This is a genomic window from Mesorhizobium huakuii, from assembly GCF_014189455.1.
In the GTDB taxonomy this organism is placed as follows: domain Bacteria; phylum Pseudomonadota; class Alphaproteobacteria; order Rhizobiales; family Rhizobiaceae; genus Mesorhizobium; species Mesorhizobium huakuii_A.
This window is the reverse complement of the sequence record NZ_CP050296.1, coordinates 147,329-168,785: the sequence shown is the minus strand read 5'-3', so window position 1 is coordinate 168,785 and position 21,457 is coordinate 147,329. Positions and strand designations below refer to the sequence as shown.

The window sequence follows — 21,457 nt, the reverse complement described above, 5'->3', positions numbered from 1 at the left end:
GAGGGGGCTTTCATGCTGCGATATGTTCTTACCACCGTGCTGGCCCTGTCGGCAGCACCAGCATTGGCCAACGATTCGGTTGCCGAGCTCGGCACCGGTGGCCTGATCCTGTCGCGCAGCGATGCAGTCGCGATGCAAAGCGAGGACCTCTTTATCTCGCCCGAGAAGGTGACGGTCGACTACGTCTTCCACAACAACACCGACAAGGATGTCGACGCGATCGTCGCTTTTCCGATGCCTGACATTTCGGGCGATCCGGAAGAAATGCCGGCGATCCCTGAAAACCAGAGCGACAACTTTTTGGGCTTCGAGGTGACGATCGACGGTGCGCCGGCAGAGCCTCAGCTCGAGCAGAAGGTGTTCGCGCTCGGCATCGACATCAGCGCCGACCTCAAGGCGCAGAATGTACCGTTCAACCCGTTCGGCGATGCCGCCAAGGCGGCGCTGGCGAAGCTGCCAAAGGCGGTCGCCGACGACTGGGTCAACCGCGGCATCATCATCGAGGATCCGGAAGGCGACAGCGACCAAAGCGCCACACCGTCCTACGCGCCATGGTGGCAGCTGCGCTCGACCTATTGGTGGCGTTCGACCTTTCCGGCCAACAAAGACGTCCATGTTTCGCACCGCTACAAGCCGAGCGTCGGCGGCACGTCCTCGGTCAGTTTCTTCAATGAGGGCCAGTTCCAGGGCTCATACGCCGCCTACAAGACCCGCTACTGCATGGACGACACGTTCGAGAACGCGGTGCGCAAGGCGGCGAAGGACAATCCGGACGGTTATCCCAAATTCTACGAAAGCCGCATCGCCTATATACTGACCACGGGCGGCAACTGGGCGGCGGGCACGATCGGCAAGTTCAAGCTGACCATCGACAAGGGCAACGCAAAAGCCCTGGTCTCGTTCTGCGGCGACAATGTCAAAAAGGTTGGGCCGACAACCTTCGAGATGACCGCGAGCGATTTTTACCCAGAGCACGACATCGATATCCTGCTGCTCGAACCATCGGACAACAATGGCGGGGAAGCCAACTGATGCATGTTGCGATCTACGTCGCCATTGCCGAGAACAACGTGATCGGCCGGGACGGCGGATTGCCCTGGCGGCTGTCCACCGATCTCAAGCGTTTCAAGGCCGACACGATGGGCAAGCCCATCATCATGGGCCGCAAGACCTATGAAGGCATTGGCCGCCCGCTACCAGGCCGGCTGAACATCGTCGTCACCCGCGACAAGAGCTGGCGCGCCGAGGGCATCGAAGTGGCGCATACGCTTGAGGCGGCGATTCAGCTGGCAACGGTGCGCGGACGCTGCATGACCGGCGTCGACGAGGTCTGCATCATCGGCGGTGGCGAGATCTATGCGCAGGCGCTGCCGCTGGCCGACCGGCTGCACGTCACCCATGTGCTGGCCGCCGTCGATGGCGACGCGCATTTCCCGCCGATCGACCTTCAGATATGGCGCGCGGTCAGTTCGCAGGAGGTTCCAGCCGGGGAAAAGGACAGCCACGCGACACGCTATTCGGTTTACGAGCGCCGCCGCCCAATACTTTGATAGACAAAAGGTGCATTGAAGGACGACAAAGGGTCGCTACCGGCCCAAAACGGATGATGTCGGCGGGCCATCGCGTTGAAAGCGTGCCGTGGCGTCCCTATAGAAGAACAACACTGGATTTTGCGCCGTAACTCCGGCGCTTGAGGGAATTCCAAGCGAAAGGACATTCATGCCCTGGAACGACAAGAGCGGCGGAGGCGGCGGCCCGTGGGGCGGCGGCGGCAACAATCAGGGACCCTGGGGGCAGGGGCCGAAGGGGCCAAGCGGCCCGCAGGGGTCGCCTCCCGACCTCGAAGACATCATCCGCCGCGGCCAGGACCGGCTGCGGCGGGCGCTGCCCGGTGGCGGCGGTGCCAGCCCGGCGGTGTTCGGGCTGATCGCTGCGGTGCTGGTCGTTCTGTGGGCATTCCAGGCCGTCTATACCGTGCAGCCAGACGAGGTCGCGGTCGAATTGCGCTTCGGCAAGCCGAAGCCTGAACTCTCCCAGCCTGGTCTGCATTTCCATTGGTGGCCGCTTGAAACCGTCGAGACGGCCAAGATTTCCGAGCAGCTCGTCGACATTGGCGGCGGCAACACCAGCGGCAACGGCCTGATGCTGTCGGGCGACCAGAACATCGTCAACGTGCAGTTTTCGGTGGCCTACCAGGTCTCCGATCCCCGCGCCTATCTGTTCGACGTCTCCGACCCGGACGGCATGCTGCGGCAGGTTGCCGAAAGCGCAATGCGCGAAGCCGTCGGCCGCCGGCCGGCGCAGGACATTTTTCGTGATGACCGCCAGGGCATAGCGGCCTCGGTGCGCGAGATCATCCAGACGACGCTGGACGGCTACAAGGCCGGCCTCAACATCAACGCCGTCTCTATCGAGGACGCAGCACCGCCGCGCGAAGTGGCCGATGCGTTCGACGAAGTGCAGCGCGCCGAGCAGGACGAGGACAAGTTCGTCGAGCAGGCCAACCAATACTCCAACCAGAAGCTCGGCCAGGCACGCGGCGAGGCGGCACAGATCCGCGAAGACGCGGCCGCCTACAAGAACCGTGTGGTGCAGGAAGCCGAAGGTGAGGCCCAGCGCTTCATCTCGGTCTATGACGAATATGCAAAGGCACCCGATGTCACGCGCAAACGCCTTTATCTGGAAACCATGGAGAGAGTTCTGAAGGACTCGAGCAAGGTCATCGTCGAGCAGGGCAACGGACAAGGCGTCGTGCCCTATCTGCCGCTGCCGGCATTGCAGCCCAGACCGCCGGCTCCGGCCGCACCTGCCGCGAACACGGGAGGTGCCCAGTGATGGCCAACCGTCTTCCTGTCTTCGTCGTCATCGCCGCGGTCATCCTGTTCCTGATCTATTCCTCGGTCTTCGTGGTCAATGCGCGCCAGCAGGCGCTGGTGTTGCGCTTCGGCGAGATCGTCGACGTCAAGAGCGAGCCCGGCATCTACTTCAAGGCGCCGTTCTCGTTCTTCGACGCCGATACGGTGCAGCTGATCGAGAACAGGGTGCTGCGCTTCGATCTCGACAACATCCGCGTCCAGGTGTCGGGCGGCAAGTTCTATGAGGTCGATGCCTTCATCGCCTATCGCATTTCGGATCCGCGCGTCTTCCGTGCCGCGGTGTCCGGCCAGATCGAACTGGCTGAAGCGCGGCTGAGGACCCGTCTCGACGCTGCCTTGCGTCGCGTCTACGGTCTGCGCGACTTCGAGGCGGCGCTCTCGGAAGAGCGGGCGGTGATGATGCGCGAAGTGCGCGATCAGCTCCGGCCCGACGCCACCTCGCTCGGCCTGCAGATCGAGGATGTCCGCATCCGCCGCACCGACCTCACGGCCGAGGTTTCACAGCAGACCTACGACCGCATGAAGGCCGAACGCCTGGCAGAGGCCGCTCGGCTGCGGGCACGCGGCAATGAAGCGGCACAGCGCATCACGGCACGCGCCGATCGTGAAGTGGTCGAGATCGTTGCCGAAGCGCAGAAGGAGTCCGAGATCCTGCGCGGTGAGGGCGAAGCCCAGCGCAGTGCCACTTTCGCGGACGCCTACAAGCGCGACCCGGCCTTCTTCGATTTCTACCGGTCGATGAATGCTTATGGCACGGCGCTGGACAACACCGGGACGACCATGGTGCTGTCGCCGAATTCGGAGTTCTTCCGCTTCTTCCGCGATCCGGACGGCAAGGAAGGGCCGGCGAAGCCGCCAGCGGCTCCGGCTGCACCGGCGACGGCACCTGCCGCGCCGACGACACAACCCAGCACCGGCCAGCAATAGCCGGTGCAGGACTTTTTCGCAGCGATAGGCCTGGTCCTTGTCATTGAGGGCCTGGTCTATGGCGGCTTTCCCAGCTTGGCGAAGAAGCTCGCGGGCGAGGTGCTGTCGATGCCGGAGAATGCATTGCGGATCGCCGGGCTGGTCGCGATCGCCATCGGTGTCGGCATCGTCTGGCTGGTGCGGGGCGGATGAGAACGTCAGGTTTTCGTCTGCGGCTAACGGAGGATTTATCCTCTGCCGGTAGTCGTAGCCGCAAACGTGCCGTATTTTTGCCAACATGGCGCAACGCGGTGTTTTCGCCGCAGCGCTTTCTCTTTCAGAAAGACCGGGAGGCTTCTCGATGACATCCACATTCCTTTTGCGCGCGGCACGGCGGACGTTCATCGCCGGTACGGCAGCGCTTCTTGTCGGTACTGTCGCCGTCCCGTCCTTCGTGACGCCGACCTTCGCGGCAGACGGACCTGCTTCGGTGGCCGACCTGGCGCAAGGCGTGCTCGGCGCGGTGGTCAACATCTCGACCTCGCAGACGGTGAAGGGCACGGAAGGGCCAGGTGCGGTGCCGATGCCGCAACTTCCCGAAGGCTCGCCCTTCCAGGACTTCTTCGACGACTTCTTCAAGAACCGCGGCGGCGACAAGGACAATGGCGCGCAGAAGGTGCAGTCGCTGGGATCCGGTTTCGTCATCGACGCCGAACAAGGCATAGTCGTCACCAACAACCACGTGATTGCGGACGCCGACGACATCGAGGTCAATTTCTCCGATGGCGTGACGCTGAAGGCGACGCTGGTCGGCACCGATACCAAGACCGACGTCGCGGTGCTGAAGGTCGATCCGAAAGGCCACAAGCTCACCGCGGTGAAATTCGGCGATTCCACCAAGATGCGCGTCGGCGACTGGGTGATGGCGGTCGGCAATCCATTTGGCCTAGGTGGCACGGTCACGGTCGGCATCGTCTCGGCCCGCAACCGCGACATCAATTCCGGTCCGTATGACGATTTCATCCAGACCGACGCAGCGATCAATCGCGGCAATTCGGGCGGACCGCTGTTCAACAGCGCCGGCGAGGTCATCGGCATCAACACGGCGATCATCTCGCCGTCCGGCGGCTCGATCGGCATCGGCTTCTCCATCCCCTCGCAGCTTGCCTCAGGCGTCGTCGACCAGTTGCGCCAGTTTGGCGAGACGCGGCGCGGCTGGCTCGGCGTGCGCATCCAGCCGGTGACGGACGACATCGCCGAGAGCCTCGGCATGGCGACTGCCAAGGGCGCGCTGGTCGCCGGCGTCATCAAGGGCGGACCGGTCGACAACGGCACCATCCAGGCCGGCGACGTCATCATCAAGTTCGACGGCAAGGACATCCATGAAATGCGCGACCTGCCGCGCGTCGTCGCGGAAAGCCCAGTCGGCAAGGCTGTCGACGTGCTGATCGTGCGCAAGGGTGTCGAGCAGACGGTGAAGGTCACGCTCGGCCGGCTCGAGGATGGTGAGAAGCTCGCCAGTGGCGAGAATGGCAATACCGATCAGCAAAAGGGCGACAAGGCTCCGGCCGTTTCGACCGCCTCGGTGCTCGGCATGACCGTCGGCGAACTCAATGACGAGACGCGCAAGAAGTTCAGCATTGCCGCCGATGTTTCCGGCGTCGTCATCACCGATGTGGCCAAGGACTCGGCCGCCGCCGAGCGCGGCATCCAGCCCGGCGAGGTGATTACGGAGATCGCGCAGGAATCGGTCGCCACGCCCAAGGACGTCATGGACCGGATCGGCGCGCTGAAGGAGCAGGGCCGCAAGAACGCGCTTCTGATGCTGGCGTCGAAGACCGGCGAGTTGCGGTTTGTGACGATCCGGATGGATTGAGATTTTCAATCCGGCGATTTCAAAAAAGGCGGCTAACGAGCCGCCTTTTTTCTTGCCTGCCAATCCTCGCGCGAAAGCCGGTAGAGCACATGCCGCTTGAGCTCCGGATGGCTGTCGGGAATGCTGGGATGGTCGAAGTCAGCCGATGGGTCGGCCGTCATGCCGAGGCGTTTCATGACGGCGGTCGAGCGGTGGTTTTCCGCGACGGCAAAGGAAACGATCTCGTCGACGGCCAATGTCTCGAAACCGTAGGCCAGCCAGGCTTCCGAGGCCTCGGTGACATAGCCCTTGCCCCAGAATTCGGGCGCCAGCCGCCAGCCGATCTCGATCGTGCCGGCCGGCAGGGATGGCACATGATCGGTATCGAGGAGGCCGATGAAACCGATGCATTCGCCGGTCGCGGCAATCTCGGCCGCGGCGAAGCCATAGCCGTCCTCTTCGATCCAGGCGCGGAATTCGTCCATCTTGGCGTCGGCGGCGGCCCGGTCGCGGCGGAACGGAAAGAATTCCATGACCTGTTCGTCGGAATTGATCCGATGGAACAATTTGCGATCGCGATCCTCCCAGTTGCGCAGGATCAGACGCTCGGTGCGCATGGGTTTCATTGGACGAATTCTTCCTGGCGATAGCCTTGCAGATAGAGCAGTGCGGTGAGGTCGCCGTGGTCGATGCGGACCTTGGCCTGCGCCGCCACGGTAGGCTTGGCATGAAGCGCCACACCGGTGCCGGCGAGGCGGATCATGTCGAGGTCGTTGGCGCCATCACCGACGGCGATGGCGTCGGCCGGTGTCAGGCCAAGCCGTGCGGAGATTTCGAGCAGCGCGTCTGCCTTGGCGGCGCGGCCGAGGATCGGTTCGCCGACCAGGCCGGTGAAGCGTCCGTCTTGTTCGAGCAGGCGATTGGCGCGGTTTTCCTGAAAGCCGAGCATGGCGGCGATGCGGGTCGTGAACACTTCGAAGCCACCCGACACGAGCGCCGTCCAGGCGCCGTTGGCGCGCATGGTCTGGACCAGCGCGAGGCCACCCGAGGCCAATGTCAGCCGATTGGCGACGATGCGGTCGACGACGGCGGCATCGAGCCCCTTCAACAGCGCGACGCGTTCGCGCAGGGCCGGCTCGAAGGCGATCTCGCCATTCATCGACCGCGCGGTGATCGCGGCAACGCGATCCTTGACGCCGATCTCGTCGGCCAGTTCGTCGATGCATTCCTGGTCGATCATGGTCGAATCCATGTCGGCGAGGAGGATCTTCTTGCGGCGCGTTTCGGCCTGCTGGACGATCACATCGACCGGTTGCCCAGCCAATGCGGCGCGCAAGGCAGCATTGACATCGGCGGCGTCAGCCTCTTGCGGCAAGGCAAGATCGCAGGCAATGCCTTCGGCCAGCCAGACGACAGTGCTTGCGCCCACCGACCGCGAGGCCATATTCGCAAGTGACGGCGACAGAGCGCGGTCGGCGGGACGGGAAACAAGCGTGGCAATGAGCGGCATCGAGAATTCCGGCGCGGATGCGGGCGAAGGCCGCGTGAAGAACGCGATCCTGATAGCCGGGCCGACCGCCAGCGGCAAGTCGGCATTGGCGCTCGACCTGGCCGAACGCGCGGGCGGCGTCATCGTCAACACCGATTCCATGCAGGGCTATTCAGTTCTCGATGTGCTAACCGCCCGGCCGGAGGCGGCCGACCTCACACGCGTGCCGCATTTTCTCTACGGCCACGTCCATCCCGGTACCGCCTATTCGACGGGCGCTTGGCTGCGCGATGTGATGAAACTCATCGACGACGGAACGCTGTCGCGGCGGCCAGTCTTCGTCGGCGGCACCGGCCTCTATTTCCGTGCGCTGGCCGAGGGTATTTCGGAGATGCCCGACATTCCGCCGCGCATCCGCGACCGCTGGCGCTACGAGTTGAAGGAGCAAGGCGCGGTCAAGCTGCACGCTCTGCTGCTGCGCGAGGATTCGAGAGCCGCCGTGCAGCTCAAGCCAACCGACAGCCAGCGCGTCGTGCGGGCGCTCGAAGTGCTCGACGCCTCCGGCCGGTCGATCCTGGATTGGCAGGCAGAGCGCGGCCGGCCGCTCATCGACAGGCAGACGGCGCGTTTCCTGGTCATCGAGCCGGATCGCGCAGCGCTGGTAGATCGCATCGAAAGGCGCTTCGACCAGATGCTCGACAAGGGCGCGCTGGAGGAAGTCAGGCAACTTGCGGCCCTTGGCCTCGATCCGGATCTGCCGGCGATGAAGGCGATCGGCGTTCGCGACCTGCAGGCCGCGATGGCCGGACAGTTGAGCTTTCCCGAGGCGATCGAACGCGCCAAGATCGCGACCCGGCAATATGCCAAGCGGCAGGCGACCTGGTTTCGCCATCAGCTGGGGCCGGAATGGCAGAGATTGCGCCCGGGTGACGATCTCGAAACCACGATCCAAACACTTGTTGCTAATGCAACTTAAAAAGTTGACCATGATGGAAAGGTTCGCGCCGAGGTTGCCGGGATTAACGCTCCGTAAGGCGGTCCGTGCCATAAGGTCGATGGGCACTTTTCCATTGGGGAGCAGATGCGTTTCCATAAGGCGGAATCCGCTTTTTTCGTCTTTATTTTCGTGATCCTGGCCGCTGGCCTGGTGACGCTGCACGCCTATGGACTGTTGCAATCCTTCGCCACGGAACTCCATACGCAGTCGGGCCTGGACAAGGTCATCTACCTCAACAAGCTGCTGTTCGCGACGGGCGTGCTGCTTGCGACCGCGCTGTTCTTCGGCATCTTCTTCATCTATCCGCTGATCCGCAAACAGGCGACGGAAGAAGGCAAGCTGCGCGCCATGACGGTCTCGCTCAGCGCCCGCTCCGAAACGCTCGAGCACGCCGCCCTGACCGATGGCCTGACCGGCATGCAGAACCGGCGCTATTTCGACGATGCGCTCAAGGAATATCTGGAAGAGTTCCGGCGCATCGAAAAGCCGGTTGGGCTGATGATCCTCGATCTCGACCATTTCAAGCAGGTCAACGACACGCACGGCCACGATGTCGGCGACGAGGTGCTCAAGGCCGTCGCCAGCTGCCTGAAGGACATGACACGCTACCACGACGTGGTGGCGCGGCTGGGCGGCGAGGAGTTTGCGGTGGTCACACCCAATATGGAGGCGGAGTTACTGGCCAAATTCGCCGAGCGCATCCGCAAGGCGATCGCCAACATGTCGATCCTCTCGGGCAATATCCGGCTCAAGATCACGACCAGCGTCGGCCTTGCCGTCTGGGATCGCAAGGAAACGGCCGAGGAATTCTACCGCCGCGCCGACCGCCAGCTCTATGAAGCCAAGAGGCAGGGCCGCAACCGCGTCTGCGCCTAAAATCCCGAAGAAGAATTCATGAGGCCGGTTGCCTGACGCGGCTTTCTCGACTTCCGGTGCTCACGGACTGAATGTCCGCTCCGCTCCGGCTTCTCGAAAACCACGCCATTCAATCCGGCCTGATGAATTCCCTTTCGGGATTTACCCAAGCTGGTTCGGCGATGTGGAGCCTTGGAAGCTTGGTGCGGCTTCCCAAGTCGGTCGTCAGGGAGCTGTAGGCCTAATCGTTCTGAGGGCGCAGGCCGAAGGTGGCGGGTTTCAGGCCGTAGCGCATATCGAAATCGTCGTCCGACGCCACGCGGGCGGTTGCCGGCTTGCGGTAGTCAGGGTCGCCGGCCTGGCGGCCGGAATCGACCACTTCGGCGAAGGCCATCGCCTGCGGTGTCGGTTTCGGCACGTTGCGCAGCCGCTCGACGATCGCCACCAGATCGACATCATCGCCGCTTTTCGACGAAATGGCCTCTTCGCGCTTGGAGGTGCCGGGAAGCAGGTGGCTGGGCAATCTTTCGAACTTCAGCCGCATGGTCGTCGCCACGCCTTCGCCGAAGGCGATGGCTTCGCGCTGGCCCATGGACGACAGGAAGGCAAGCGTGGAGGCGGACGAGTCGGCGATGGCCGAGCGGATGATCGCCTGGTCCTGCTCGTTGGCGAGCCGCATAGCAAAGAAGGTCGAGCATTGCGACAGGATGGTCGGGTCGAGCTCGCCCGGACGCTGGGTGACGACGCCGAGATAGCAGCCATATTTGCGGCCTTCCTTGGCGATGCGCGACAGAGCGTGCCTGGTCGGCGCGAAGCCGAGACGCGGATCGGCCGGCATGTAGCGATGCGCTTCCTCGCACAGCAACAGCAGTTGCAGCTTGCCCTCGCTCCACAGAGCGAGATCGAAGGCCAGGCGCGCCAGCACCGAACAGACGGAATTGACCACTTCGGAAGGCATGCCGGCCATCTCGAAGCAGGTCACCGGCCGGCCGTGATGCGGCACGCGAAAAATGTTGCCGATCGTTTCGTGGATGGTGTCCTCGATCAGACGCGAACTGAACATGAAGCGGTAGCGTGGATCGGCGGCCGCCGATTCGATGCGCGTCTTCAGCGATTTTAGCGTCGGGCGCTCGTTCTTGCTCTCGAGCATGCCCATGCGCTCGTCGATCTGCTTGAGCAGGTCGACGATGCGGTAAGGCACCGGCGTATCGGCGGTCAGCGCATCGTTGCCGCGCCTGAGATAGGCGCCCGAATTCGGGTTGCGGTAGAGGTTCTTGGCGAGCGGAATGAGGTCGCGTAGAGCGTCGATCTCTTCCGGGTCGGTCTCACGACCGCGAAACAGCACCTCGGCGAATTCCTCGAGCTTGAACATCCAGAACGGCAGGTCGAGTGTCTTGGAATCGACCTTGACGCAATATTCGGGCAACGAGTTCGCGAACTCGTTGTGCGGGTCGAGGATCAGGATGCGCAGATCGGGGCGCGCCTCGATCGACTTGCGCAGCAGCAGCGAAACGGCTGTGGATTTGCCGACACCCGTGGTGCCGACAATGGCGAAATGGCGCGCCAGCGTGTCGTCGATGGCGATGTTGGCAGCGATCGCTTCGTCCTGCGACAGCGAGCCGATGGTGATGGAATGGCGGCCGGCCAGATCATAGACCGCCTGCAGGTCACGGCTGCGGATGCGGTGCGCGACCGCGCCGATATGCGGATAGGTGGTGATGCCGCGGTCGAAGACCGGCTTGGCGCCGGGCTCGGGACCATCACGGACTTCGCCGATCAGCTCGATGCTGACCTCGATGGCGTTCTGGCCCTCACTGCTCCAGGCGCGGTCCGATTTGCCAATGCCATAGACCAGGCCGACGGTTCGCGTCGTGCCCAGATTGATCGAGATCATCTTGCCGACCGTCCACAGGCCGGTCACCGCGCCGTCGACATCGTCGGCATAGGCGCTGATGGTGGCGCGCGCGCCGTCGCATTGCACGACATTGCCCAGGATGCGCCGGTCGTTCTGCTCTGCGTTGCGGCGCTCCTGCGATGTCGGTTCTCCGACGGAAGCTTCGCGTTCGACATACATGGACTGGCCTATCCCCATTTCCCTGGAGATCGGACCCTACAGGAGTGGGGTTAAGGTCGGATGAGGTCGGATGGTATAGAGAGGATTAAGTGCCTGGCGAAAATTGTCGCGAAAGGCCTCTTCTCCAATCCCCGGCTTTCGCTATAATGGACGAATGGATGATATAGCGAACGACATCTCCTCGACCATCGGCAGACGGATCCACACCGAAAGGACCGTGCGGGACTGGTCGCTGGCCGAGCTCGCCGAGCGGTCCGGCGTTTCCAAAGCGATGCTGAGCACGATCGAGCGCGGCATGACCAGCCCGACGGCGACCCTTCTGGTGCGCATCGCGGCGGCCTTCGGCATGACGCTGTCGACCCTCATCGCGCGGGCCGAATTGCAAGGCGGCGGGCTGCTGCGCGCGGCCGACCAGCCGGTGTGGCGCGATCCCGATACCGGCTATGTCAGGCGGCATTTGTCACCGGCCAGCGACATGCCGCTCGAACTGATCAAGGTGCATCTGCCCGCGGGCGCCAGGGTCAGCCTGCCGGCGGCCTCCTACGCCTTCATCAAGCAGCAGATCTGGCTGATTTCCGGACGGCTCGACTTCACCGAGGGCGATGTGGTGCACAGGATGGAGCCCGGCGATTGCCTGGCGCTCGGCGCGCCGTCGGACTGCACCTTCCATGCCCCGGAGGCGGGCGCCGACTATCTCGTCGCGCTGGTCAGGGGCTGAGATCATGGCGAGACGGCCAAAACGCTCCCACAATGGGGGGCCGCCTCTTGACGAGTACAAGGGACCGCCCTGGGGCAAGGGCGATCCTTACATTTTCCTGGCCTGGCAGGCCGCGCACGCCAAGGCATGGAAAGCGCCGAGCCGCGAAATCATGCTGATGCGCATGGACAAGGCCGAGCGGCTGGGCCTGACCTATGAGGAATACACGCTCGAAATCCTTGAGCGTGGGCGGCACCTCAGGGAAGAAGACACCGAACGCATCAGCGCCATCAAGGCCGCGCGCAAGCGGCGGCGCGTGCGGCATCTCGACTGAGCCCATTCATCGTTTCCAGAGGACCAGGCATGAATTCCATCGAAATCGGAGCGCTGAGCGCCAGTGCGGAAACGCTGGCGATGCTGGCCGACCTGCTGGTCGAAACGGTTGCCGCCGGCGGTTCGGTCAGCTTCATGCATCCGCTGGCGCCGGAAGCGGCAAGCGTATTCTGGGAACGGTCGCTGGCGCGGCGGCAAAAGGCGAAAGGGTGGTGCTCGGTGCCTGGGACGGCAAGGTCCTGGTCGGCACCGTCACCCTGCTGCTCGACTGCCCGCCCAACCAGCCGCACCGGGCCGAGATCGCCAAGCTGATGACATCGGTCGAACACCGGGGCAGGGGGTGTCGGAACGCGGCTGATACGGGCCGCCGAGCGTCTTGCCGTCGAGAAGGGGCGCACGCTGCTGGTGCTGGATACCGCGACGGAAGAGGGCGCCTCAGGCCTCTACGAAAAACTCGGTTTCACCCTGACCGGCGAAATACCGGACTATGCGCTGAAGCCGCATGGCGGGTTGACCGGCACGCTGATCTACTGGAAGCGCATCGGCGTGACGTCGCGATAGTCCGCGCCGCTCAGGCCGAGGCCTCCCTGGAGAGATACCTCAGCAACCACTGGCGAAAATCCTGTTCGGCACTGGTCAGTCGCGCGGTCGATGCTTTGGTCAAGAAATGGCCCGAGGTGCTGGAGAGTTCGAAATCGGAAAGCGGCACTAGGCTCCTGTTCTTGAGTGCTGCGTCCACAAGCGGCCGCGAGCCCAGAAGCACGCCGGCCCCGGCGCTCGCCGCTTCCAGCGCGGCGACGAAACTGTCGAAGCGGTGCGACCGCTGGGGGTGGCCGGCCAATCCGGCGGCCGCGAACCATTCCGACCACATTTCGCGCGCGCCGGCGACCAGAAGCAGCGGCAGGGCTGTCCAATCGGCGGCACCGCTAAGCGCCGGACTTGCCACCGGCACAAGCCGCTCGGCGGTAAGCCTGTCGGCCTCGCGTCCGGGAAAGAACCCATTGCCGAAACGGATGTCGAGCGCAGAGCCCGGCAAATCATAGTCGGCCGGCCTATGGATGGTCACCAGATCGAGCTGGATGCGCGGCAGCGCCGCGGCGAGATCGGGCAGCGCCGGGACCAGTATCAGCAAGGCGAAAGAAATCGGGACCCGGATCGAGACGGTCTGGACGGCGCGGGGCTCGAACAGTTCCGTCGTGCTGCTGGAGATGGTGGCGAAGGCCGACTGGATGTGCGGGAGGTAGGCAGCGCCCTCCGGCGATAGCGCGACACCGCGCGCCAGCCGCGAGAACAGACGCGTCTTCAATCGTTCCTCGAGCAGCCGGATATGCTGGCTGACCGCGGCCTGGGTCAGGCCGAGTTCGGCCGCTGCCGCCGTGAAATTCGACAGCCGCGCCGCCGCCTCGAAACTGCGCAGCCAGTCGAGCGGAGGCAGAGCGGGAATGGGTTTTCGAGGCATTAGAGATTTATGGTCTTTGGCCAAAAAATGATAATTTGAGTTATGCCTTCCGCGCGGCCAACATGCAATCGAAACCCTGCGGATCGGGCCGCGGGGCGTAGAGGACGGGAACGGATCTCCATGCTCACCCACGCGCTGATTGGCGACGAAGGCAGAACAATCGAACTTGGCTGGCAAGGCGGGAGGCGCACCCGCTTTCACGCCATGTGGCTGCGCGACAATGCGCTCGACGACAAGACGCGCAGCGCCGGCAATGGCCAGCGGCTGATCACCATCCTCGACATTCCGGCCGGGACGAGGATCGGCGCGGCCGCGATCAAGGACGGCGCGCTGGAAGTCAGCTTCGTGCCGGAAGGAAAAACCGTCAGCTTTCCCGCGCAATGGCTGAGTGCCAACGCCTATGATCGCGACGAGCCTCGCGAGCCGGGTTGGACGGGCGATATCGTCCAGCGCTGGACCAAGGCGACGATGCAGAATTCGGTGCCGCGCGCCAGATACGCGGCGGCCTCTCACAGCCGCGGCGTCCTGCGCGAATGGCTTTCGGCGGTGAGAACCTATGGCTTTGCGGTGATGGACGGGCTGCCGGCCGAATCCGGGGCGCTGTGCAAGGTCTCCGACCTGTTCGGCTATATCAGGGAGACCAATTACGGCCGCTGGTTCGAAGTGCGCGCCGAGGTCAATCCGAACAATCTCGCTTACACCAATCTCGGCCTCCAGGCGCATACTGACAATCCCTATCGCGATCCGGTGCCGACGCTGCAGATCCTGTCCTGCATCGAGAATACGGTGGAGGGTGGCGAGTCGAGCGTGGTCGACGGTTTTGCCGTGGCGGCCGCGCTGCAGGCCGAAAACCCCGAAGGTTTCCGCCTGTTGAGTTCCTGTCCGGCGCGTTTTGAATATGCCGGTTCATCCGGCGTGCGGCTGCAGGCGAAGCGCCCGATGATCGAGCTCGGACCGGATGGCGAGCTGATCTGCATCCGCTTCAACAACCGCTCGCTGGCACCTGTCGTCGACGTGCCCTTCGCCGATATGGACGCCTATTATGCCGCCTATCGCCGGTTCGCCGAACTGATCGAGGATCCCTCCTTCGAAGTGACGTTCAAGCTGGAAGCGGGCCAAGCCTTCATCGTCGACAACACCCGCGTCATGCATGCTCGCAAGGCATTCTCGGGCACCGGCAAGCGCTGGCTGCAAGGCTGTTACGCCGACAAGGACGGCCTGCTGTCGACGCTCGCCGCGATCGAACACAGCTTCAAGGAGGCCGCGGAATGAGCGGCCAGGATCTGAACGCTGACAACATCGTCGAGTTCATCGCCGACATTTTCGAGCGCCGGGGTGCGGAATCCTATCTCGGCGAGCCGGTGACGATGTCCGAGCACATGCTGCAAGGGGCATGGCTGGCGGAGCAGGACGGCGCGCCCGACGCGCTGGTGGCGGCAGCGCTGCTGCACGATATCGGCCACTACACCAGCGAATTCGGCACCTATTCGCCCGACGATGTCGAGGACAAGCACCATGACGAGGCCGGAGGCGAGGTGCTGGCGCCGTTCTTCCCGCCGGTCATCGTCGAATGCGTGAGGCTGCATGTCGCGGCCAAGCGCTATCTCTGCGCCACCGACCCGACCTATTTCTCCAGGCTGTCGCCGGCTTCGGTGCATACGCTGTCGCTGCAGGGCGGACCGATGAGCGCCGACGAGGTGGCCGATTTCCGCAAGAACCCGTTCCATGAGGAAGCGGTGCGGGTCCGCATCTGGGACGAGGGCGGCAAGGTTGCCAACATGAAGACGCGGGCGTTTCGCGACTACGTGCCGCTGCTGCAGCGCGTCGTGCACGATTTCGCCAATCGCGCCTGACGGCGGTTCATCACCAAGAGGGGACAGCCTATGTGTTTCTGCTTCGATGGTGAAAACGCGGTGGCTGCATTCCGGCCGGAGAGCTGCCGCGAGCGCTTGACTGACGCCCGCGCCGAACGACCGGTCCCTTCCCAGCCAGCAAAGTTCGGCGCGGTCGGTTCGTTCGTGCCGCCCGATGCTGGCCACGTTCGCCATATTGCTGTCGAGATGGTTCAGGAGTATTAGCCACGCCCGACATGCGGCGCTCTTTGCGCCGCACGCCGTATCGACCACACTTTTGAAGGAGGCATGATGAGAACTTGTTCACGCATTTCGCGCCTCCACGGCGGTCGAACGGGCTGAGCCGCACCACAGCGGATCCCAATTTCCAGACGATCTGACGACCGCCGAGTTGCTATGTGTGCGGCGGTCATTGTCCCACGGCTGCATCGACGCCGCTGATATCAATGAGACGGTGGGAGCCGACACGCCCCGGCCGACGATCGCGGCTGCCTGAAGGCCTGAGATGCGCCTTTGCAACACTCTTTCATGTCATTGTAAACATTAGAAGAATGTCTCTTGCTCCAACCTGTCTGTGAGCCTAGAGCCCGCCCATTCCAACCGTCATCTCCAGAGGAGACCTGTCAAATGTCACGCCAACCCAGATCGACACATTCCGTGCCGGCGCTGGATTTGCGTGCGGCTGACAGGGTTCCAATCGGGAAGAACGGCCATGGCCAGGTCCATGATCCAGCGCAGGCAGGACGCCGAGCGCCTACGCACTGAAGCATATCAAGCATCGCTGCGGCGGGTTTCCGCCATGCCGCGTCCCGCTCCGGATTTCGAGCGGGCGCTCGAGGAAGCACACCGCGGCTTCGGCATGGCGGTTCGCGATGGCAGGTTGTGGCGTCCGAAGCTGAAGACGCGTGACCCCGCGCGTTTGCGGCTGGCGGCAGCACGTCATCTCTTTGCCCTCTACCCGGTCCCGGCTGCGCTCGAAGCGATCTGGCTTGACGGTTCGGGGCTCGATGCCGCTGAGATCAAGCTGCGCAAGACGTGGTACATCGCGGCTGCGGGCGGCAACTCGCTCTACAAGGCGGGCGCCAATGCGTGGCTGTCGCGTAAGGAGGTGCATTGCTTCCTCAACGTGGCCGGCGACTTTGCCTTCGACGAGGCGTTCTGGTTTGCGATCGCGCGGTCCTACACCGAGGATTGCGGGCTGGCTGGGCGACTTGCGCGCACGAAAATCGCGCGCACGCCGCGCGGCGATCTGGCTTTCTGGCGCGAGGTGGCGCGCTTCTTCTGCGAGCACCCTGCCTCGAAGGAGGAGATCGACGACCTCAGCGACTACATGGCCGCCATGCATCGGCGCGACAAGGCGTATAGGTTGAAGGGCCGCACGCTTGCCTCGCTGAACCGGCAGATGTCGGACTGGCATCGCGATCTTGCCGCGATCGAACGCATCGAGGCGATGCGCCGGCGTGCCGCCGCGCGGGCTCAACCCGCCGTCGGCGCACCGGTGCAGAACAACGCATGGGCCGGCTCGCGCCTGCAGGACTGGGAATGGGCTCCGCCGCCGAAGGAGGCGAAGGCGCATGGCGAGTGGTTCTCCATCCGCCAGTTGAAGACGGCGGAGGACCTCGTTGCCGAGTCGAGGGCGATGCATCATTGCGTGTCGTCCTATGCGACCAAATGCATTGCCGGCTATGCCTCGATCTGGGCGCTGCGGCGCAAGGCGCTCGGCAAGATCGAGCGCTTGCTGACGATCGAGCTCGATCCGCAGCACCGGGCGGTCCAGGTGCGCGGTTTCGGCAATCGTCTGGCTACCCCGGACGAGCGCAAGATCCTCGAGCGTTGGGCCAAGGCGAAGGGCGTGTCGCTGCGCGACTGAAACGAAACCCCGCGCGGCGGACATGCCGCGCGGGGCATACTTTTCTCATTGCCGATGCGGGATGGCGGAAGGCCTCCCGAGCTTGCCGGCTATCCCTTGTGGTGCACCTTCTGCAGCCCGTAGACTGGTGTCGGCAGTCCGGCGTGCCTGGCCTTCAACTGCAGCGACAGGAACTGCGAATAGTGGCGCGACTGGTGCAGATTGCCGCCATGGAACCACAGCGCCTCCTGCTGCGTCGGCTTCCACATGTTGCGCAACTCGCCTTCCCAGGGGCCGGGATCCTTGGTGGTGTTGGAGCCAAGGCCCCAGCATTTGCCGACCTTGTCGGCGGTTTCGGGAGATATCAGATCGGCGGCCCAGCCGTTCATCGAGCCATAGCCGGTGGCGTAGACGATGAGATCCGCGGGCAGTTCCGATCCGTCACTGAGCACAACCGAATGCTGCTTGATCTCGTCGACGTCGACGCCGCTTTTCAGCTTGATCAAACCATCGATGACCAACTGGGAGGCGCCGACGTCGATGTAATAGCCAGAGCCGCGCCTGAGGTACTTCATGAACAGGCCGGACGCGTCATCGCCCCAATCGAGCATGAAACCGGCCTTTTCCAGTCCCTTGTAGAACGCCGCGTCGCGTTTCTTCATCTCGGCATAGGCCGGGATCTGGAACTCGTGCAGAATCTTGTAGGGCAGCGACGCGAAGATGAGATCGGCCTTGGCCGTGGTGATGCCGTTCTGCACTGCCCGCTCCGAGTAGAGCGACCCCAGCCCGATCTCCATCAACGTGTCGGATCTGGAGATATGGGTGCTCGAGCGCTGCACCATGGTGACGTCGGCGCCGGCTTCCCAAAGTGCGGCCGCGATGTCGTGGGCGGAATTGTTGGAGCCGATGACAACGGCTCTCTTCCCGGCATAGGCGTCGGGGCCGGGGTGCTTCGAGGAGTGATGCTGGTCACCCTTGAAGGTCTCCATGCCCTTGAATTTCGGCAGATTGGCCTTGCCGGATTGTCCGGTCGCCAGCACCAATTGCTTGGGCTTCAGGGTGATGTCCTTGCCGTCGCGGTGGACGACGACGGTCCACTCCTTCTTCTTGTCGTCATAGGAGGCGCTCTTGGCCTCGGTCGCCGACCAGTAGTTCAGCTCCATCACCTTGGTGTACATTTCCAGCCAGTCGCCGATCTTGTCCTTGGGCGAGAAGACCGGCCAGTTCTTTGGGAAATCGATATAGGGCAGATGGTCGTACCAGACCGGGTCGTGCAGGCAGAGCGACTTGTAGCGCTTGCGCCAGCTGTCGCCGGCCCGCTCGTTCTTCTCGACGATGATGGTCGGGACGCCGAGCTGCCGCAGCCTTGCGCCGAGCGCGATGCCGCCCTGGCCGCCGCCGATGATAAGCGTGTAGGGCTGCGTCTTGAAGCCGAGTTCGGCGGCCTCCTTCTCACGCTCTTCCTTCCATGTCGGACGGTTCTTGCCCGAGCCATGTTTGGCGCCCATCGGCCGCGCGAAGCCGGCCGGTTCCTCGTGGCCTTTCAATTCGACCATGGTGGTCAGCAGCGTCCAGATCTTGCCGTCCTTCAGCCTGATATGGCCAAAGCCGCGCGCCAGTTCGGTCTCGAAACTGATCCAGCCCTCGATCATCCCTCCGCTCTCGGTCGCGTCCTCACCCTTGGCGAGCGTCCAATGCGACGGCTTTGTCTTCGACAACTGGCTCTCCAGCATGTCGCGCACCTGATCGCGGCCTTCCATGGTCTTGATGTTCCAGGTGAAGGTGACGAGGTCGCGCCAATAGCAGTCCTCCTGGAAACAACCGACGGCCTTGTCGATGTCATTGGCGGCCAGCGCCCCGCCGAATTGGTCGAGCAGGTCGGACAGTTTCTTGCTTGGGGCCTTGTCGAGCATAAGTCTTCCTCCGTGAAATCCTGGCCGTCGTGGTGGCTCCTCCCGAGCCGGACGATCAAGTATCGGCAGAGAGGACGGCGTTCGTCACGCCCCACCATAGTTTCGCGTGGCTTCAAGGACTTATCCGGAAAATGCCGCTTGCGAGCCGGTCTGGGTTTGCGTGATGTAGGCACGATGCGGTGTCCATCGCGAAATCGTGACGGCCATTTGTCGAATTGCGGAGCGCCTTCATCGCCGGCGTGATTTTTGCCGTTGACAGGGCGCCTTGCCCGCCCGTAGTGTCCGCGACCATGAAAAAGGCACTCATTCTCGTAGGAAGGCGCGTGGGCAAGGCGGTGTAACCGCCGGGCGAAAACCTCCCATGCGCAACACACAGGCTCCCTCGGGGGCCTTTTTTATTGCCTGAAACACGACTAAACGACCAATTACACCCAAATGGCAACGCCCAAGCGGCGACAGTACGGGACCAGACCGATGAGCAACGGACAAAGTGAGCGGCGCGAAATGACGGGCGCCGAAATGGTGGTGCAGGCGCTGAAGGACAATGGCGTCAAGCATGTCTTCGGCTATCCCGGCGGCGCGGTTCTTCCGATCTACGACGAGATTTTCCAACAGGACGAGGTTGAGCACATTCTGGTGCGCCACGAGCAGGGCGCGGGCCATGCGGCCGAAGGTTATGCGCGCTCGACAGGCAAGGCGGGCGTCATGCTGGTGACATCAGGCCCCGGCGCCACCAATGCGGTGACGCCGCTGCAGGACGCGCTGATGGATTCGATCCCGCTGGTCTGCCTGACCGGACAGGTGCCGACTTCGCTGATCGGCTCCGACGCGTTCCAGGAATGCGACACGGTCGGCATTACGCGGCCCTGCACCAAGCACAATTGGTTGGTGAAGGACGTGAACGAGCTCGCCGCGACCATCCACGAGGCTTTCCACGTCGCGACCACGGGCCGTCCCGGTCCGGTTGTGGTCGACATCCCCAAGGACGTGCAGTTCGCCAAGGGGTTTTATGTCCCGCCGCAGATCGCACCGCGCACCAGCTATCAGCCCAAGGTCCAGGGCGATCTGGAGAAGATCAAGGCCGCTGTCGAGCTGATGGCCGGTGCCAAGAAGCCGATCATCTATTCGGGCGGCGGTGTCATCAATTCCGGTCCGGAAGCGAGCCATCTGCTGCGCGAACTGGTCGACCTCACCGGTTTCCCGATCACCTCGACGCTGATGGGCCTGGGCGCCTATCCGGCATCGGGCAAGAACTGGGTCGGCATGCTCGGCATGCACGGCACTTACGAGGCCAACATGGCCATGCATGATTGCGACGTGATGATCTGCATCGGCGCACGCTTTGACGACCGCATCACCGGGCGGCTCAATGCATTTTCGCCGAACTCGAAGAAGATCCACATCGACATCGACCCGTCGTCGATCAACAAGAACGTGCACACCGAAGTGCCGATCATCGGCGATGTCGGCCGGGTGCTGGAGGATATGGTGCGGCTGTGGCGGGCAACCGCGAAGGCCGACAAGAAGGCGCTCTATCCCTGGTGGGAGCAGATCGCCAAATGGCGCGGTCGCGATTCACTCGCCTACAAGATGAACCACGACGTGATCATGCCGCAATACGCCATCCAGCGGCTCTACGAACTGACCAAGGACAAGGACACCTACATCACCACCGAGGTCGGCCAGCACCAGATGTGGGCCGCGCAGCATTATCATTTCGAAAAGCCGAACCGCTGGATGACGTCGGGCGGGCTGGGCACGATGGGCTACGGCCTACCGGCGGCGCTCGGCGTGCAGATCGCGCATCCCGATGCGCTGGTCATCGACATCGCAGGCGATGCCTCGGTGCAGATGACGATGCAGGAGATGAGCGCGGCGGTGCAGTACAAGGCGCCGATCAAGATCTTCATCCTCAACAACCAGTATATGGGCATGGTGCGCCAGTGGCAGCAGCTGCTGCACGGCAACCGGCTGTCGCATTCCTACACCGAGGCGATGCCGGACTTCGTCAAGCTGGCGGAGGCCTATGGCGGCCACGGCATACGCTGCGAGAAGCCGGACGAGCTGGACGACGCCATCAAGGAGATGATCTCGGTCAGGAAACCGGTGCTGTTCGATTGCCGCGTGGCGAACCTCGCCAACTGCTTCCCGATGATCCCGTCGGGCAAGGCACACAACGAGATGCTGTTGCCGGACGAGGCCACCGACGAGGCCGTGGCCAACGCCATCGACGCCAAGGGCAGGGAACTGGTGTAAACCGATAGCCAAGGCAGGGCTTGTCGAAAGAAGCCGTGCGCAAAC

General features: G+C 63.4%; 19 protein-coding genes and 1 pseudogene. 15 read left to right on the top strand and 5 right to left on the bottom strand.

The window, feature by feature from the left end:
- Positions 1–12 precede the first annotated feature (12 nt).
- The 6 genes from HB778_RS00820 (at position 13) to HB778_RS00795 (ending at position 5,658) form a co-directional block, all read left to right on the top strand.
- Positions 13–1,032 (top strand): DUF4424 domain-containing protein, encoded by a 1,020-nt coding sequence (locus tag HB778_RS00820; RefSeq protein ID WP_183460683.1) that lies wholly within the window; start codon positions 13–15, stop codon positions 1,030–1,032.
- Positions 1,032–1,550, top strand: coding sequence for a dihydrofolate reductase (locus HB778_RS00815; RefSeq protein WP_183460681.1), 519 nt, complete (start codon positions 1,032–1,034; stop codon positions 1,548–1,550). Before HB778_RS00820 ends, HB778_RS00815 begins: the two co-directional genes overlap by 1 nt.
- Before the next feature lie 169 nt (positions 1,551–1,719).
- Positions 1,720–2,835: an FtsH protease activity modulator HflK gene (gene hflK / locus HB778_RS00810; protein WP_183460679.1), complete on the top strand. Its 1,116-nt coding sequence runs from the start codon at positions 1,720–1,722 to the stop codon at positions 2,833–2,835.
- Entirely contained in the window at positions 2,835–3,803 is a 969-nt protein-coding gene (gene hflC, locus HB778_RS00805; RefSeq protein ID WP_095202231.1) for a protease modulator HflC, read from the top strand. The genes hflK and hflC overlap by 1 nt, the downstream gene beginning before the upstream one ends.
- Positions 3,804–3,806: 3 nt before the next feature.
- A complete protein-coding gene (locus tag HB778_RS00800) occupies positions 3,807–3,995 on the top strand; it encodes a DUF2065 domain-containing protein (protein ID WP_183460678.1) in 189 nt (62 codons plus the stop codon).
- Between the two features lie 148 nt (positions 3,996–4,143).
- Positions 4,144–5,658: a DegQ family serine endoprotease gene (locus HB778_RS00795; protein WP_183460676.1), complete on the top strand. Its 1,515-nt coding sequence runs from the start codon at positions 4,144–4,146 to the stop codon at positions 5,656–5,658.
- A 32-nt stretch (positions 5,659–5,690) separates the two neighbouring features.
- Here HB778_RS00795 and HB778_RS00790 read toward each other — a convergent pair whose 3' ends face one another.
- Together HB778_RS00790 and serB are read right to left on the bottom strand one after the other, a co-directional pair.
- Positions 5,691–6,263, bottom strand: a complete 573-nt coding sequence (locus HB778_RS00790; RefSeq protein WP_183460674.1) for a GNAT family N-acetyltransferase — start codon at positions 6,261–6,263, stop codon at positions 5,691–5,693.
- The gene (gene serB / locus HB778_RS00785; RefSeq protein ID WP_183460672.1) at positions 6,260–7,147 is read right to left on the bottom strand and encodes a phosphoserine phosphatase SerB; all 888 of its coding nucleotides are present in this window, start codon (positions 7,145–7,147) and stop codon (positions 6,260–6,262) included. Before serB ends, HB778_RS00790 begins: the two co-directional genes overlap by 4 nt.
- Here serB and miaA point away from each other — a divergent pair.
- The gene (miaA, locus tag HB778_RS00780) at positions 7,137–8,102 is read left to right on the top strand and encodes a tRNA (adenosine(37)-N6)-dimethylallyltransferase MiaA (protein WP_183460670.1); all 966 of its coding nucleotides are present in this window, start codon (positions 7,137–7,139) and stop codon (positions 8,100–8,102) included. The two genes, serB and miaA, sit on opposite strands and share 11 nt — an antisense overlap.
- A gap of 105 nt (positions 8,103–8,207) precedes the next feature.
- Positions 8,208–8,999, top strand: coding sequence for a GGDEF domain-containing protein (locus HB778_RS00775; protein ID WP_095202236.1), 792 nt, complete (start codon positions 8,208–8,210; stop codon positions 8,997–8,999).
- Positions 9,000–9,219: 220 nt separating this feature from the next.
- Here HB778_RS00775 and HB778_RS00770 read toward each other — a convergent pair whose 3' ends face one another.
- On the bottom strand, positions 9,220–11,052 hold the full coding sequence (locus HB778_RS00770; RefSeq protein WP_183460668.1) for an ATP-binding protein: 1,833 nt from the start codon (positions 11,050–11,052) through the stop codon (positions 9,220–9,222).
- 154 nt (positions 11,053–11,206) lie between these two features.
- Here HB778_RS00770 and HB778_RS00765 point away from each other — a divergent pair, with 154 nt between their 5' ends.
- The 3 genes and pseudogenes from HB778_RS00765 (at position 11,207) to HB778_RS00755 (ending at position 12,643) form a co-directional block, all read left to right on the top strand.
- The gene (locus tag HB778_RS00765) at positions 11,207–11,770 is read left to right on the top strand and encodes a helix-turn-helix domain-containing protein (protein ID WP_183460666.1); all 564 of its coding nucleotides are present in this window, start codon (positions 11,207–11,209) and stop codon (positions 11,768–11,770) included.
- A 4-nt stretch (positions 11,771–11,774) separates the two neighbouring features.
- On the top strand, positions 11,775–12,083 hold the full coding sequence (locus HB778_RS00760) for a hypothetical protein (RefSeq protein WP_027044842.1): 309 nt from the start codon (positions 11,775–11,777) through the stop codon (positions 12,081–12,083).
- A gap of 29 nt (positions 12,084–12,112) precedes the next feature.
- A pseudogene (locus tag HB778_RS00755) lies at positions 12,113–12,643 on the top strand (GNAT family N-acetyltransferase).
- A 10-nt stretch (positions 12,644–12,653) separates the two neighbouring features.
- Here HB778_RS00755 and HB778_RS00750 read toward each other — a convergent pair.
- Positions 12,654–13,541, bottom strand: a complete 888-nt coding sequence (locus HB778_RS00750; protein WP_183460664.1) for a LysR family transcriptional regulator — start codon at positions 13,539–13,541, stop codon at positions 12,654–12,656.
- 120 nt (positions 13,542–13,661) lie between these two features.
- On the opposite strand from HB778_RS00750, the gene tmpA reads away from it, so the two are divergent.
- The 3 genes from tmpA to HB778_RS00735 all read left to right on the top strand — a co-directional run bounded on the left by tmpA (position 13,662) and on the right by HB778_RS00735 (position 17,264).
- Positions 13,662–14,813 (top strand): 2-trimethylaminoethylphosphonate dioxygenase, encoded by a 1,152-nt coding sequence (gene tmpA, locus HB778_RS00745; RefSeq protein WP_183460663.1) that lies wholly within the window; start codon positions 13,662–13,664, stop codon positions 14,811–14,813.
- Positions 14,810–15,394 carry a (R)-1-hydroxy-2-trimethylaminoethylphosphonate oxygenase gene (gene tmpB, locus HB778_RS00740; RefSeq protein WP_183460656.1) on the top strand — a complete coding sequence of 195 codons (585 nt, stop codon included), beginning with the start codon at positions 14,810–14,812 and terminating at the stop codon, positions 15,392–15,394. Before tmpA ends, tmpB begins: the two co-directional genes overlap by 4 nt.
- Positions 15,395–16,106: 712 nt before the next feature.
- A complete protein-coding gene (locus HB778_RS00735) occupies positions 16,107–17,264 on the top strand; it encodes a PcfJ domain-containing protein (protein WP_183460654.1) in 1,158 nt (385 codons plus the stop codon).
- An 89-nt stretch (positions 17,265–17,353) separates the two neighbouring features.
- Here the strand turns inward: HB778_RS00735 and HB778_RS00730 are convergent, their stop codons facing one another.
- Positions 17,354–19,156, bottom strand: a complete 1,803-nt coding sequence (locus tag HB778_RS00730; RefSeq protein ID WP_183460651.1) for an NAD(P)/FAD-dependent oxidoreductase — start codon at positions 19,154–19,156, stop codon at positions 17,354–17,356.
- Between the two features lie 474 nt (positions 19,157–19,630).
- Between HB778_RS00730 and HB778_RS00725 the strand changes: the two genes are divergently transcribed.
- Positions 19,631–21,412: an acetolactate synthase 3 large subunit gene (locus HB778_RS00725; RefSeq protein ID WP_183460650.1), complete on the top strand. Its 1,782-nt coding sequence runs from the start codon at positions 19,631–19,633 to the stop codon at positions 21,410–21,412.
- The last annotated feature ends 45 nt before the right edge of the window (positions 21,413–21,457 follow it).